This is a genomic window from Nonomuraea sp. NBC_00507 (assembly GCF_036013525.1).
Classification (GTDB): domain Bacteria; phylum Actinomycetota; class Actinomycetes; order Streptosporangiales; family Streptosporangiaceae; genus Nonomuraea.
The window spans coordinates 8,738,309-8,753,073 of record NZ_CP107853.1 but is presented as its reverse complement, the minus strand read 5'-3'; the positions used below and the strand labels follow the sequence as shown (position 1 = coordinate 8,753,073).

The 14,765-nt window shown below is 73.1% G+C and carries 9 protein-coding genes; 7 read left to right on the top strand and 2 right to left on the bottom strand.

Annotated features, from left to right (window positions below):
- The first annotated feature begins 12 nt into the window (after positions 1–12).
- The 3 genes from OHA25_RS42255 to recD2 are packed head-to-tail and all read left to right on the top strand — an operon-like array spanning position 13 to position 4,574.
- Positions 13–1,152, top strand: a complete 1,140-nt coding sequence (locus OHA25_RS42255; protein ID WP_327582524.1) for an acetate/propionate family kinase — start codon at positions 13–15, stop codon at positions 1,150–1,152.
- Complete coding sequence (locus tag OHA25_RS42250) at positions 1,149–2,405, top strand: erythromycin esterase family protein (RefSeq protein ID WP_327582523.1); 1,257 nt, start codon at positions 1,149–1,151, stop codon at positions 2,403–2,405. Before OHA25_RS42255 ends, OHA25_RS42250 begins: the two co-directional genes overlap by 4 nt.
- 36 nt (positions 2,406–2,441) lie before the next feature.
- A complete protein-coding gene (gene recD2 / locus OHA25_RS42245; protein WP_327582522.1) occupies positions 2,442–4,574 on the top strand; it encodes an SF1B family DNA helicase RecD2 in 2,133 nt (710 codons plus the stop codon).
- Between the two features lies 1 nt (position 4,575).
- Here the strand turns inward: recD2 and OHA25_RS42240 are convergent, their stop codons facing one another.
- The gene (locus OHA25_RS42240) at positions 4,576–5,625 is read right to left on the bottom strand and encodes an SRPBCC domain-containing protein (RefSeq protein ID WP_327582521.1); all 1,050 of its coding nucleotides are present in this window, start codon (positions 5,623–5,625) and stop codon (positions 4,576–4,578) included.
- A gap of 70 nt (positions 5,626–5,695) precedes the next feature.
- Positions 5,696–6,115, bottom strand: coding sequence for an SRPBCC family protein (locus tag OHA25_RS42235; protein WP_327582520.1), 420 nt, complete (start codon positions 6,113–6,115; stop codon positions 5,696–5,698).
- A gap of 140 nt (positions 6,116–6,255) precedes the next feature.
- Here OHA25_RS42235 and OHA25_RS42230 point away from each other — a divergent pair, with 140 nt between their 5' ends.
- Genes OHA25_RS42230 through OHA25_RS42215 form a run of 4 tightly spaced genes read left to right on the top strand, consistent with a single transcriptional unit; the run spans position 6,256 to position 14,763 of the window.
- Positions 6,256–7,800, top strand: a complete 1,545-nt coding sequence (locus OHA25_RS42230) for a TIGR02677 family protein (protein WP_327582519.1) — start codon at positions 6,256–6,258, stop codon at positions 7,798–7,800.
- Positions 7,797–8,996, top strand: a complete 1,200-nt coding sequence (locus OHA25_RS42225) for a TIGR02678 family protein (protein ID WP_327582518.1) — start codon at positions 7,797–7,799, stop codon at positions 8,994–8,996. Before OHA25_RS42230 ends, OHA25_RS42225 begins: the two co-directional genes overlap by 4 nt.
- Positions 8,993–13,396 (top strand): TIGR02680 family protein, encoded by a 4,404-nt coding sequence (locus OHA25_RS42220; protein WP_327582517.1) that lies wholly within the window; start codon positions 8,993–8,995, stop codon positions 13,394–13,396. Before OHA25_RS42225 ends, OHA25_RS42220 begins: the two co-directional genes overlap by 4 nt.
- Complete coding sequence (locus OHA25_RS42215; protein WP_327582516.1) at positions 13,393–14,763, top strand: TIGR02679 family protein; 1,371 nt, start codon at positions 13,393–13,395, stop codon at positions 14,761–14,763. The genes OHA25_RS42220 and OHA25_RS42215 overlap by 4 nt, the downstream gene beginning before the upstream one ends.
- Positions 14,764–14,765: the final 2 nt, after the last annotated feature.

Sequence of the window (14,765 nt, the reverse complement as noted above, 5' to 3'; positions counted from 1 at the left end):
TAGCCGAGCCCCATGAGCGGGGCGATCGAGGAGCAGATGGCCGAGCCGGCGGCGATATTGACCGTCAACGCCGGTTCGTCGAGCCTGCGCCTCGATCTGGTGCAGGGCGGGAGCGTGCTGGACAGCGCCCACGCCGAGCGCGCCGTCGATCCCGCCACGGCCAGGGACGAGGTGTCGGCCTTCCTCGGCGGGCATTTCGACCGCGACATCCGGGCGGTGGCGCACCGGCTGGTGCACGGCGGCGAGATCGTGCGTACCCCGACCGTGGCCGACGACGAGACCGTGGCGGCGCTGCGTGAGGTGAGGAGTCTGGCGCCGCTGCACCTGCCGCCCTCGCTGGCGCTGCTGGCGGCGGCCCGCGAGGAGCTGCCTGCCGTGCCGCACGTGTTGTGCCCGGACACCGCTTTCCACGCCGGCCTGCCGGCGGCGGCCGCCACGTACGCCCTGCCGCGGGAGTGGCGCGAGCGGCACGGCCTGCGTCGTTACGGCTTCCACGGCCTGTCCTACGCGTGGGCCGCCGACCGGGTGGCCGAGCTGCTCGGCCGGCCCGTGGCCGAGCTGGAGCTGGTGCTGGCGCACCTGGGCGGCGGGTGCTCGGTGTGCGCGGTCTCGGGCGGGCGCAGCCTGGACACCTCGATGGGGTTCACGCCGCTGGAGGGCGTGCCGATGAGCAAACGCTCGGGCAGCGTCGATCCCGGCATGCTGGTGTGGTTGTTGTCCGAGGGCCACCTGTCGCTGGGGGAGCTGGGCGAAGGACTGGAACGGCGATCCGGGCTGCTGGGCCTGTCGGACGGGCGGTCGGGGGACACCAGAGACCTGGTCGCCGCCGAACGGGACGGGGATGAGGCGGCCGCGCTCGCGCTAAGCGTGTTCGCCCATCGGGTGAGCAGGGAGATCGCCGCCGTGGCCACGTCGCTCAGCCGCATCGACGCCCTGGTGTTCACCGGGGAGATCGGCTGGGACCAGCCCGAGGTGCGCGAGGCGGTGTGCCGCCGCCTCGGCCTGCTCGGCGTCCAGCCGCCCGTCGCCGGCAACCGCCACGAGGACGGCCCGGTCAGCGCGTACGGCGTCCCTGTCATGGTGGTCCAGGTGCGGGAGGAGCTCCAGCTCGCCCGCGAATGCCTCCAAGTGCTCGCGGAGGAGGAGGAATGACGAGCATCGACGAGGTGCGGAGTTCCGCTCTGCCGCTGACCCGCACCGACGACCTCGACCCGCTGCTCGAACGCATCGGCGACGCCCGGTTCGTGCTGATCGGCGAGGCCAGCCACGGAACGCACGACTTCTACGCCTGGCGGTGCGACCTGACCCGCCGGCTGATCGAGGAGAAGGAGTTCACCTTCATCGGAGTCGAAGGGGACTGGCCCGACTGCGAACGGGTCAACCAGGCCGTCACCGCCGACACCGATCCGTTCGAGGCCCTGTACGGCTTCGCCCGCTGGCCGACGTTCATGTGGGCCAACCACGAGGTCGTGGAGTTCTGCCGCTGGCTGCGGCTCTGGAACGCCAAACTGCCGCACCCCGAGCGCTGCGGCTTCTACGGACTCGACGTCTACAGCCTGTGGGACTCGCTGCGCGCCGTACGCCACTACGCCGCCGCCCACCTGCCCGCGCAACTGGAGGCGGTGACGGACGCCCTGCACTGCTTCGAGTCCTACGGGCACGACCCGCAGCAGTACGGCCTGGCCACCCGGCTGGTGCCGGACACCTGCGAGGACGAGGTCGTGAACCTGCTCGCCGCGGTGCGCAGGGCGGCGCCCGAAGACCTCGGCGTGCGGCAGAACGCCGAGATCGTGGCCGGCGCCGAACGCTACTACCGGGCCATGGTCCGCGGCGGTCCCGAGTCCTGGAACGTCAGGGACGTGCACATGGCCGACAGCCTGGACCGGCTGGCGAGCATGCGCGGCCCCAAAGGGATCGTATGGGCGCACAACACGCACGTCGGCGACGCCCGCGCCACGGACATGGCGGCGGCCGGGATGACCAATCTGGGACAGCTCGCCCGCGAACGGCACGGCGACGCCGTGGTGCTCGTGGGCTTCGGCAGCCACCGGGGTTCGGTGGTGGCCGCGGACCGGTGGGGCGCGCAGCACCACGTCATGCCGGTGCCGGCCGCGCGCCCGGCGTCCCTGGAGGCGCTGCTGCACGAGGCGGACCTGCCCGACGGCCGGGCGCTGTTCGTCGTGCCCGCCGGCTCCAGGCCGATGTGGTACGACGAGCCCATGGGACACCGGGCCATCGGCGTGGTGTACCACCCGGAGCGGGAGCGCTGGGCGAACTACGTGCCGACGGTCGTGGGCCGCCGTTATGACGCCTTCATCTGGCTGGACCACACCAAAGCGCTGCATCCGCTGCACGGCGAGCCCTGGGGTGACCTCGAGCCGGAGACCTATCCGACCGCAATGTGATGCCGTTTGTCGGTCGCGGGTGGTTTGATCTCTGCTGTGGAGGCGTCGGTCGAGCAGCTCGTCTACGTCCGGGAGGACGAATACACCGTCGCGCGCATGAGCGCCGACGGCATGGCCGACTTCGTGGCCACGGGACGGGCCCTGGCCGGGGTGCAGCCGGGCGAGACGCTGCGGATCTTCGGCGACTGGAGCCGGCATCCGCGTTATGGCCGGCGGTTCGCGGTCACCGGCTGTGAGCGGGTGACGCCGTCGTCGGTGCGGGCGATCCGCATCTACCTGGGGTCGGGGCTGGTCAGGGGGATCGGGCCGCGGCTGGCGTACGCGATCGTCGACCACTTCGGCGAGGCCACGCTCAAGGTCATCGACACCGAGCCACAGCGGCTCACCGAGGTCGTCAACATCGGGCCGCTGCGGCAGGCGCAGATCGTCGAGGCGTGGCGCGAGCAGAAGGCGATCGCCGCGCTGATGGTGACGCTGCAGGGGCTCGGGGTCAGCCCGCTGCTCGCGGCCAAGATCTACCAGGCGTTCGGGCAGGACGCCGACGAGGTGCTCGCCACGGACCCCTACAGGCTGATCGGGCGGGTGAGGGGCATCGCCTTCCGTATCGCCGACCGGATCGCGCTGCAGGCAGGCGTGCCCGAGCGCAGCCCCCAGCGGGTCAAGGCGGCGCTGCTCGACCGGCTGGAGGCGGCCGCCACCCGCGACGGGCACTGTTATCTGCCGGTGCCCACGCTGGTCGCTCAGGCGGCGGAGCTGATCGAGCAGGAGCAGGACCTGGTGCGGCCGATGCTGGACGCGCTCGTCGCCGAGCGCCGGCTGGTCGTCGAGACCTCGCCGGACCAGCCGGGGCAGATGGTCGCCTACGCCAAGCACGTGCACGCCCGCGAGGGCGCGCTCGCCGCCCAGCTGGCACGGCTGGCGCAGGCGCGTTCGACGCTGCCGTTGCGCTCCTTCCACGAGGACCCCACGCTGCACGACGATCAGCGCGCGGCCGTCACCATGGCGCTGACCAGCACCGTTTCGATCATCACCGGCGGACCCGGGTGCGGCAAGAGCCACACGGTGAAGGCCATCGCGACCATCGTCAGGGCGGGAGGCGGCACGGTCACCCTCACCGCCCCGACCGGCAAGGCGGCCAAACGCCTGTCCGAGCTGACCGGGCTGCCGGCCATGACCGTGCACCGCATGCTCGCCCAGCAGCCCGACCCGGACCCGGAGACGCTCTTCGACGAGCGGCCGTCGCAGGCCGACCTCATCGTCGTCGACGAGGCGTCCATGCTCGACCTGCACCTGGCCACCCGGCTGGCCGCCGCCGTCCCGGCGGGCAGCCACCTGCTGCTCATCGGCGACAGCGACCAGCTGCCCAGCATCGGGGCCGGCGACGTGCTGGCCGACCTGCTGCGGGTACCGGAGATCGCGCGGGTCCAGCTCACCCACGTCTTCCGCCAGTCGGGCGGCAGCGGCATCATCGACGCCGCCTACCGCATCCGCGCCGGCCGCATGCCGGCGACGCCGGGACGGGGCGGGTTCTGGTTCGAAGAGCTGGACGATCCCGAGCAGGTCGCCCGGCGCGTCGCCCACCTGGCCATGGTCGCGATCCCGCGCAAACAAGGCGTCGAGCCCGGCCAGGTGCAGGTGCTGTGCCCGATGCGCAAGGGCGAGACGGGCGCCACCGCGCTCGGGCGGCTCATCCAGGACCAGCTCAACCCGGCCGCCGACGACAAGCCCGAGCACTGGTCGGGGGCGACCGTGTTCCGGGTGGGCGACCGGGTCATGCCGATCCGCAACAACTACGACAAGGGCGTCTTCAACGGCGAGACCGGGACGGTCACGGACGTGGTGCCGGCCGAGCGCACGATCACCATCAGGACCGACGACGGGGAGAGCGTGCACTACGGGTTCGACGAGCTCGACGATCTGACCCACGCCTACGCGATCAGCGTGCACCGTTCGCAGGGCAGCGAATACCCGTTCGTGGTCGCGCCGATCGTCGCCGAGTCCGGCGGGATCATGCTGCGCCGCAAGCTCCTCTACACGCTGGTGACCCGGGCCAAGGCCTGGGTGGTGCTGGTGGGGCAGCGTGAGGCGCTGGAGCTGGCGGTGCACCGGGTGGGCCACCGCCGCAACACAGGCCTGGCGCGCCGCCTGTCCCTGGCCCTGGAGTCCTGACCTAGAAGACGGCGCTGTCCTCGACGTAGCGGCGGAGGTCGGCGAGATGCATCAGCCAGCCCGCGCGGTGCTGCGCGGCCAGGGCCGCGCCGTCCGGCAGCGCCCCCCAGCCCGTGTGCAGGATCCGGACCATCGTGGAGCCGCCGATCTCCGTGAGCTGGATCTCGGCCCGGGTCGCGGCGGGCCAGCCCTCGTCCGCCCACGACAACACCAGCAGATGATCGGCGACGACCTCGATCACCTTTCCGCTCGTGCGCGCCTGTCGCCCGTCGTCGTCGGTCCAGCGCTCCTCGAACCGTCCGCCGGCGGTCGCGTCGAGGTCGAGGTGACCCCACCAGCCGGCACGGATCTCGGCGATGACCAGCGCCTGCCACACGTCCCGTGCCGGGGCGACGATCGCGATCGACTCGTCGACCAAGGGTTGCTGTCGCTGCTCGCCCATGGTGGTCATCCTGCCGATGGCCGGCCGGTCCGGCAGGCCCTCCTGGGGCGTGGCCGTCGCCTGCGCGGACGCCGATCGGACCGTCTCATCGACCAGCAGCCCGGCCTCCTGCAGGATCAGCTGGACGATCTCCTCCAGTGGGCTGCTCTCGCCGATGATCGTCTCGTGCACGTCCGGCAGGACGTCCCCCTTGACATACCACTGCAGCATCTCCTCCGGGCCGAACCGGGCGCGCTGCGGCCGGGTCTCGTGCCGGCGCAGCGTCTCCTCCCAGGAGACGTCGAGGTAGTAGCAGAGCGTCCTGCCGCGATGGTCGCGGCACAACGCCTGCAGCGTCTGCCCGTAACGGCTGCCGGCGAGGATGCCTTCCAAGATCACGTGGTAGCCGGCGTCCAGGGCGTGCCGGCACATCACGTCCAGGAGGCCGATGTTCACACCGCCCGGCCGGTCCAGCTCGCGGAGTATGTCGCGACGGACCACGTCTTGGCTGATCACGGCCATGCCCCGGCGGCCGTAGGCCTCCCGCACGGCGTGTGCCACGGTGGATTTGCCCGAACCGGAGTTGCCGCGGATGACGATGAGGGCCGTGTCCTGTGATCCGGTGAGCACGGGACGACGGTACCGAATCAGGACGAGCGGTGGTGGGGGCTTACCGAATCCCGCTCGATCGGGCGGCGCGTCAGCCGGCTCCCTGGACGCGGTGGGCCACCTCGTCGGCCAGGCGGTCGAGGGAGCGGTCGAGCAGCTCGCGGACCTCGTCCGCCCGGGGTCCCGAGTCCGGTTCGTCGAGCAGGGAAATGTGGACGGTCACCTCGCTGGTCCCGCTCGCCGAGTCCGCCACCTGCAGCCAGCCGGCGTAGTCGGGGTGGTCACGGCCGCCCCACTCCACCCGCAGCTGGTCCTCCGAGGCGCGGAACAGCCCCTCGTGCGTTCCCTCGCCGGGCACCAGGTCGCCGTCCGCCTCGACCGTGCCGGGGCCGGCGTCGGTGACGTGCAGGCCCCGGGGCAGCCAGCGGTCCATGACCGCGACGTCGGACGCGACGCCGTACACGATCGTGCTGGTGGCCGGCATCCCGCGCGTCGCCTCGAACTCAGCCACGTCCGTCCCCCTTCTCATCGCCCGGCCCGGGCCAATGGTGGCGCCGTACCCGTGTGATCTGAACGCAAACCGCGGCCGTCCTGTCGGCGTTCCCCGCTACGGTTTGCGATGGCGGGAAGCATGAGGAGGGGAGCAGAGCGATGGCCGAGCTGCCGCGAGTGCCGCCGGAGATGTTCCGGTTCACCACCACGGAGAGGGCGGATCTGCATACCGCCGTGCTCTACGCCTTCGGGGAGGCCAACGAGCGGCTGGAGACGGCGCTCACCCTTGACGAGGTGCGGGAGCGGCTACGGGGCGTGGGGTGGTACGCGCCGATCACTGAGCAGGATCTGGCCGGCACGCTCAAGCAGCTCGTGGGATGGCGGCTGCTGGACGTGATCTTCAATCACGCCGGCAGCTTCGCCACGGCCGAGGAGTACGAGCGGAAAAACCTGCAATATTCGCTGACCAAGCGCGGCGAGGCGGCGTTCGCCGGAGTGCAGCACGCGATGGCGATGCTGGCCTCGGCGGGGGCGCTGCAGACCGCGGTGCTCGATGCCATCGCCGACCGGCTGGGGGAGCTCGAAGAGCTCCTTGGGGACCCCGACCCGAGCCGTAACCGGCGCATCTTCACCAGCCTGCAGGAGCTCGAGGCGCATCTGGACGGGCTGCGCACCAACACCAAGCAGTTCAACGGGGAGCTGCAGCGGCTGCTGCGCGTCGAGGGGACGGATCTCACGACGTTCCACGAGGTCAAAGCCGCCACGGTGGCCTATCTGCAGGAGTTCGTGACCAATCTGGAGCAGCGGGCGGACGTCATCGCCGCCGCATTGAGCGGGGTCGCCCGGCACGGAGTGAGCGTGGTGCACGCGCGGGCGCTCGACGGGGCCGACCTGCCGGCGATGCCAGGGGTCGATCACGCCACGCCGTGGCTGGCGGTCCGGGCGGCGCGGTGGGAGGGGCTGCGGCTCTGGTTCGCCCCCGAAGACGGCGGCGTTCCGCGGGTGCGGCAGCTGCACCATGTGGCGCGGCGGGCCATCGTGTCGTTGCTGCAGGTGCTCGACCGGATCACCGACTCGCGCCGGCGCTCCTCCAGCGCCGCGGCCGACTTCCGCACCCTGGCCCGCTGGTTCGCCACGGCGGCCGGCGAGGAGGACGCGCACCGGCTGTGGGACGCGGCCTTCGGGCTCGGGCCGGCCAGGCACGCGCATCTCGGTCACGCCGATGCCGAGCTCATCCCGGCCGGAGTGCCGTGGGCGGAGGCGGAGCCGGTCGAGGTGTCGGCATTGCTGCGGTCGCGGGGACGCACCGAGCGGATGGGCCGCACGGGGAGAGTGCGTGACGTGGTGGCCTTGCGGGCCGAGCGGCGGGCCAGGGCGGAAAAGGAGCGGGCCGAGCTGGAAGCCGCCTGGTCGGCGCTCGCCACGACCGGGGCGATGCGGCTGTCGCAGCTGGGGGAGCTCGACCACGACACCTTCGGGCGGCTGCTCGACCTGCTGGGGCGGGCCCTGGCCGAGCGGCCGGACTCGACCGGGTTCCGGCGGGCCGTGACCTCGGACGGGCGGGTGGAGATCATGCTCCGGGCCCCGGAGGACGGGGCGGTCGCCGTTGTGCGCACCTCGGAGGGATGGTTCAGGGGGCCCGACTACCTCATCGACATCCGCTCGCTCAGACTGGGCGCGCGCGCCGGGGCGGTGGGCGCGTGAGCACTCTCGCCAACCAGCTCGTCCGGGCCGAGAAGGAGGAGATCGCGCGGGCGATCAGGACGCTCCTCGGCCGGCCGCTGGTGTCCCTGCACGACGATCCGGCCGCGTTCGACCTGATCAGGAAACGGCGGCAGCCGCTCACCCAGTGGTTCGACTACTTCTGCGGGTGGCGGCTGGTCGTGGAGCCGCGTCAGGGCTACGCCCGCCTGGTCAAGGTCAGGTCCGAGGCGAGCGCGACCCGGCCCGCCCGGCGGCGGCGCACGACGCGGGCGCCGTTCGACCGCCGCCGCTACACGCTGCTGTGCCTGTGCGCGGCCGAGCTGCTCACCTCACCGGTCACCACGATCGGGATGCTGGCCCAGCGCGTGGTGCAGGCGGCCGGGGTCGAGCCGGAGGTGCCGGCGTTCGACCCGGTCAGGGGCGAGGAGAGGGCGGCTTTCGTGGACGCGCTCAAACTGCTCGAGCACTACGGCGCCGTCACGGCGATGGACGGGACGACCGACTCCTACCTGGACGACGAGGACGCCAAAGTGCTCTACCGGGTCGACACCACCCGCGTGATCAGGCTGCTGGCCGCGCCGGTGCCCCCGTCCCGGATCGCGGCGGCGGGACAGGGCGCCGACCTCGCCGCGCTCACCGCGGAGACCCGCTACGGCGGCGACGAGCCCACCGAGACCCAGCGTAACCTGTGGGCCAGGCACTCGATCATCCGCCGCCTGCTCGACGAGCCCGTCGTCTACCGCGAGGAGCTGACGCCCGCCCAGTCCGCGTACGCGGCCTCGCTCACCGGCCGCCAGATCATCCGCCGCGCCGCCGAGGAGGCGGGTTTCGTGCTGGAGGAACGCGCGGAGGGTTTTCTGCTCGTCGACTCCGACTCCACCGCCACGGACGCCAGGTTCCCCGACGACTCCAGCCACGCCAAGGTCGCCGCCCTCCTCCTGCTCGATCTGCTGGTCTCCGCCGGGCCCGTGACCGCGGCGCGGCTCGACGCCGAGGCCGCCGGCCTGCTGCGCCGCTTCCCCCAATGGGCCAAGGCCTACCAGTCGGACGGCGGCGGGCCGCGGCTGGCCGCCGACGCGCTGGAGGCGCTCATGCTGTTCGGGCTGGCCCGCCGCACCGGTGACCAGGTCGCCGCCCTGCCGGCCGCCGCACGCTACCGGGTCGATCGCGGCACGGACCTCGTGGAGGACGAATGACAGTCACCGAGCTCACCTCCGCCCGGGCCGGGCATGGGGGAGAGGGCCGCTGGACGCCCGTACGCGCCGGGATCCTCAACGTCTGGCGCTACTACGACGAGGTGTTCGAGTTCCACCGGGGCCGGCTGCTGCTGCGCGGGCCCAACGGCAGCGGCAAGTCGAAGGTGCTGGAGCTGCTGCTCCCTTACGTGCTCGACGCCAGCCTCAAGCCGAGCCGGCTGTCCACGTTCGGCGGCACCGAGCGCACCATGCACTGGAACCTCATGGGCGACGGCGCCACCGGCACCACCCGGGTCGGCTACGTGTGGCTGGAGTTCCGCCACTCCGACGGGCGCTGGTTCACCTGCGGCGCCCGCCTCCAGGCCACCATCCACACCAAAAACGTCACGGTCACCTATTTCACGACTGAAGCCCGCATCGACACGCCGGACGGCATCCGTGTCAGCGGCGAAGGCGGCCAGCCCCTGACCAAGGCGCAGCTCGTCGAGGAGCTCGGCACGACCGGCAAGGTCCACGAGTCCGCCGACGCCTATCGCACCGTCGTCCGCCAGACGCTCTACCGGGGACTCAACGAGCAGCGCTACGACTCGCTGCTCACCGCCCTGCGCCAGCTCCGCACCCCCAAGCTGTCCGAACGTCTCGATCCCGGCCTGCTGTCCGACCTGCTGTCCAGCGCCCTGCCGCCGCTCGGCGAGGGCGAGATCCACGAGATCGCCGAGGGGTTCGAGCGGCTCGACCGGCAGCGCGAGGAGCTGCGCCTGCTCGACCGGGACGTGGAGGAGGCCGACCGGCTCGCCGCCCGGCAGCGCGGATACGCCCAGCGCGTCCTGCGCGCCGCGGCGGCCGCCGTGACCTCGGCCGGCTACACCATGGACTCGCTCGCCGCCGAGGCCAAGGCCAAGCGAGAGGCTCTGAAGGAGGCCGAGGACGAGCTGCTGGCCGCCACGGCGCGCCTGGGGGAGGAGGAGGCCCAGGAGCTGGCGCTGGCCGCACAGATCGACGGGCTGAAGGAAAGCGAGGCTTACAAGGCGGGCAGCGACCTGCACCGGCTCCGCACCGAAGCGCAGAGCGCCCACGAGAGGGCGGCCGGGCTCCGCGACCAGGCGGGGACGGCGGCCCGGTCCGCGGCCGGCAAGCAGGAGGCGGCGGCGCACGCCGAGGCGGCCGCCCGCACGGCCGCGGCGCTCGCCGACCGCGCCCGCACCGAAGCCCGCCACGCGGCCGAACGCGCGGGGCTGCTCGCGGTTCATGAGGAGAGCGAGCGCGCCGGCCGGGCCGCGTCACCCGACGAGGGCACCGGCCGGGCCGCGTCTTCCAACGAGGGCGCTGACCTGCACGCGTCTCCCAACGAGGGCGCCGACCGGGCCGCGTCTCCCAACGAGGGCGCCGACCTGCACGCGTCTCCCAACGAGGGCGCCGACCGGGCCGCGTCTCCCAACGAGGGCGCCGACCGGCCCGCGTCTCCCGGCCAGCGCGCCACGCAGGGCGCCTCTCGCGACGAAAGTGGCCGGGGCGGTGGCGCCGGGAGATCCATGTCCGGCCCCGAAAGCCCTCATGCCGAAGCCGCGCGCAGGCCTCGAGCCGGCGATGACGCCGGGGCGGGCGGCGACGACCGACTCGGAGTCGCCCCGCCGTCTGCCGCCCTGGAGAGCGTGCGCGACGGCGAGGAAGCCGTGCGCCGCGCGCGGGAGCTGCTGCGGGCCGCCGTGACCAGCCGTGCCGCCCAGATCAGGGAGGTCAGGGCCGCGGCCCTGACCCACGAGGAGGCCATCAACCGCCGCACCGCCGCCGAGCAGGACCGTGACCGGGCCAGAGACGGCCTCGCCACCGCCCAGCAGGCCCACGACCAGGCCGAACGCCTCCGCGACGAGCGCGCCCGCGACCTGGCCGCCGCCCTGGCCGACTGGGCGAGCGGCTGCACCCAGCTCCGGCTCGACCCCGATGAGCTGGCCGGCCTGGTGGACCGGTTCGAGCAGGCCGACGAGTTGGTCGGCACGGCCCGCACCACGGCCGCCGTCCGGCTGGCGGCCAGGGAGCAGGAGCTGACGACGTTCCGCGAAGGGCTCATGGCCGAGCGCGCCGAGCTGGCCGGGGAACGCGAGGGGCTCGACGGGCAGGGAGTGCTGGAGCCGCCTGCCCCGCACACCCGTACCCCCGCCGCGAGGGACGGACGCGCGGGCGCGCCGCTGTGGCGGGCGGTGGCCTTCAGATCCGGCATCGACCTCGTCGCCCAGGCCGGGGTGGAGGCCGCACTCGAGGCCGCGGGCCTGCTCGACCTGTGGCTGCTGCCCGACGGCGGGTTCGACGCGGGCGAGCACGACGCCTTCGCCGTGGCCGCGTTGTCACGGCCCGCGCCCGCCTACAGCCTGGCCCACGTGCTGATCCCCGAGCCCGACTCCCCGGCGCCGGCCGACACCGTGTTGTCCGGCATCGCGTTCGCGGCCACCGCGATGGGCGTCGACCATCCCGCCGTCATCGGCGCGGACGGCACCTGGCGGCTCGGCCCCGCCGCCGGTCGCTGGGTCAAGCCCGAGCCCTCCTACATCGGCGCCGCCGCCCGCGAACGTGCCAGGCGCCGCCGCATCGCCGAGCTGGACGAGCGGCTGAGCGAGCTCGCGGGCCTGATCGCCGACTGCGACCACCTGCTCGCCGTGCTCGCGGGCGACCGCGACACGCTGGCCGCCGAGCTGCGGCGCAGGCCGGACCGGAAACCCTACGCCGAGGCTCTCCAGGCCCTCGACGGCGCGGTGAAGAAGGTGGCGCTGCTGGAGGACCAGCTGCGGGCGCAGGAAGGCCGGCTGCACGAGCGCGAGAAGGAGGCCGGCAGGTCGCTGCGGCGGCTCACCGAGCTGGCGGCGGGACACGCTCTCCCGACCGCGCTGCCCGCGCTGGACAACCTTGAGGAGGCGCTCCGCACCGCCGAGACGACGGGCGCCGTCTGGCACGACCGTCGTGGCGACGCCCGGACCGCCCGCGACCGCGCTGACGCCGCCGCCGAGACCGCCGGCGAATACCAGGACCTGGCGGTAAGGGCCGTCGAACGTGCCGAGGAGGCCGCGGCCGCCGCCGTCGTGCTGGCCGAGCGGCTGGCCGCCATCGAGTCCACCGTCGGCGTCGAGCACCTGCACGTTCTCGAGCAGCTCCACGCGACCCAGACCGCCCACCAGGCCTGCCGCCGCCTCATCAAGTCGATCCACGACGACCTGGCCCAGCTCAACGCCCGGCTGGGCCGGCTCAAGGGCGAGCTGGGCACGGCCGAGGACAAGCACGCCGAGGCGGGCCTGGCACGGGAGGCGGTGTCCGAACGTTTCCGCCGCCTGGCGGCCGGGCACCTGCCCGACGACGCGCGGGTGCCCGTCGAGCTGGCCCCGGACGCCGGGGTGCGGGCGGTGCTCGAGGCGGCCAGGGCCGTGGCCGAGCGGCTGGCGGCGGTGCCGTACGAGAACAAGAACGTCAGGGAAGCCGAGGCCCGGCTGCAGGACGCCTTCCACCACGCCAGGGAGACCCTCGCCGACCGGGCGGATCTGGAGCTGGCGCCCGACGACGACGTCCAGGTCCTGACGGCCACCGTCGCCGGTGTCCGGGCCGGGGCGGCCGCGCTGAGCACGGCGCTGCGCAAAGAGCGCGACGAGCGGCGCTCGGACATCACGGAGGCGGAGCGGGACCTGTTCGATCGCACGCTGGCCGGGGACACGCGGCGGCATCTCGCCGACCGGATCAGGCAGGCCACCGCGCTGGTCGAGGGCATGAACCAGCGCCTCGAACGCGTCCGCACCGCCTCCCGGGTGGCGGTGCGGCTGGTGTGGCAGGTGGACCCGGCCCAGTCCGCCGGCACCCGGGCCGCCCGCGACCTGCTGCTCCGCGACCCGGCCGGGCTGAACGAGGCCGACAAGGAGGCCCTCTACGTCTTCTTCAGGGATCGGGTGGAGGAGGCGCGGGCCGACAACTCCGCGGCGAGCTGGGAGGACCAGCTGATGAAGGTGCTCGACTACACGGCCTGGCACCGGTTCATGGTCAAGCTCGATCGCGGGGACGGGCAGGGGTGGCAGGATCTCACCAGGAAGCTGCACGGGGCGCTGTCGGGTGGGGAGAAGGCGATCGCGCTGCACCTGCCGCTGTTCGCCGCGGTCGCCGCGCACTATCAGACCGATCCCGGGTGCCCGCGGTTCATCCTGCTGGATGAGGTCTTCGTGGGGGTGGACCGGACGAATCGGGGGCAGGTGTTCGAGCTGCTGGTGGATCTGGGGCTGGATCTCGTGCTCACATCCGACCACGAGTGGTGCGAATACCGTGAGCTGGACGGGATCGCGATCCACCAGCTCATCACGGGGGATGGCGACGACGCGGTGACGACGGCCCGCTTCGTCTGGAACGGCTACCGTACGGTGGCGACCGAATGACCCCCTCCGGCCCGGCCGACCCGGCCGTGTCCGGCTCGGCCGTGTCCGACCCGATCGCCTCCGGCCCAGCCGTGTCCGGTCCGGCCGTGTCCGACCCGATCACGTCCGACCCGATCGCCTCCGGCCCAGCCGTGTCCGATCCGACCGCATCGGATCTGCCGGGGGCCAGGGAGGCGGCCTTGGGCCGGACCGCGGCCGATCGGTTGCCCGATGATGTGCCCGCCGTCCCGGAGCGGCTGCGCGCGGCAGCGTTGCGGCCCGTCTGGGCGGCCCTGCACGAGCGGCTCTCCTCCGGCCACCAGGTCAGCCGCGTCAAAGTCACCGGCCTGGAGGACGAGCAGCAGGCCGCCGTGGCCGACCTGCTCGGCCTCGACCGCTACCCGGGCCCGTCGACCACCATCGACGTGGCCCGGCTTGAGGACATGCTGGGCGGGCTCGACGTCCGTGCCGTCACCGAGGCGTTGATCGGCCCGCTCGACGACCGCAGGCGCCGGCGAGCCGAGCTGCGGCAGGAGCGCGAAGCACTGCTGGACTGGTTCACCACCCACCCGGTGGTCACCGCCGAGCCGGCGCTGCTGGCCCTGTCCGCCGTCCGCGCCGGCCGCGACCTCCTCCACCAGACCCTCGCCGTGCTCACCGCACTACCTGCCTCGGGCCGGCCGCTGGCGGCGCTCGCGGCCGACGTGACCGGCGACCCGCACGCCCTGGACGACGGCACCCGGCTGTCCTCTCTGGTGCTGAAGGCCCTGTCGACGCTCTACGACGTGCCCGCGCCAGAGGGCGCCGAGGCCCGGCGGGCGCTGTGGGAGCGGGCGGGCGTGGCCTGCGACGCCCTGTCCACGACGGTCCTGGTCGCCGGCTTACGGCCCGCCGGTGACTCCGCCCTGGCCAGGGTCCTGCGGATCTGGGACGGCCAGGCCAGCGTCATCACCCTCGCCCAGCTCCGGCAGAGCGTCTTGGAGCTGCGGGAACGCGACGTGCGGGTGGTGGAGAACCCGTCCGTCCTGGCGCTCGCCCAGCAGCGCTTCGGCACGTCGTGCCCGCCCATGGTGTGCACTTCCGGATGGCCCAACAGCGCCGCCATCCGCCTGCTCCGCTCCCTGCCCGGCACCAGGCTGCACTACCACGGCGATTTCGACGGCGAAGGTCTGCGGATCGCCGCCTACACCATGGCCAAGACGGGCGCCGAGCCGTGGCGCATGTCCACGGCCGACTACCTGAGAGCTCTGGGGGAGGGCAGCACCCTGTCACCTGGTCGGGTGACGGACGCGCCTTGGGATCCTGGACTGGCCCCTGCCATGCGATCACATGGCCTCGCCGTCCCTGAGGAACTGGTCGCGGAACAGCTGCTCGACGACCTCGCCTGACC

What these genes read in the sequence shown, in the direction of transcription:
- OHA25_RS42215 (WP_327582516.1), top strand. Translation starts at nt 13,393, where the DNA reads ATGACCCCCTCCGGCCCGGCCGACCCGGCCGTGTCCGGCTCGGCCGTG.
- OHA25_RS42230 (WP_327582519.1), top strand. Translation starts at nt 6,256, where the DNA reads ATGGCCGAGCTGCCGCGAGTGCCGCCGGAGATGTTCCGGTTCACCACC.
- OHA25_RS42220 (WP_327582517.1), top strand. Translation starts at nt 8,993, where the DNA reads ATGACAGTCACCGAGCTCACCTCCGCCCGGGCCGGGCATGGGGGAGAG.
- OHA25_RS42250 (WP_327582523.1), top strand. Translation starts at nt 1,149, where the DNA reads ATGACGAGCATCGACGAGGTGCGGAGTTCCGCTCTGCCGCTGACCCGC.
- OHA25_RS42255 (WP_327582524.1), top strand. Translation starts at nt 13, where the DNA reads ATGAGCGGGGCGATCGAGGAGCAGATGGCCGAGCCGGCGGCGATATTG.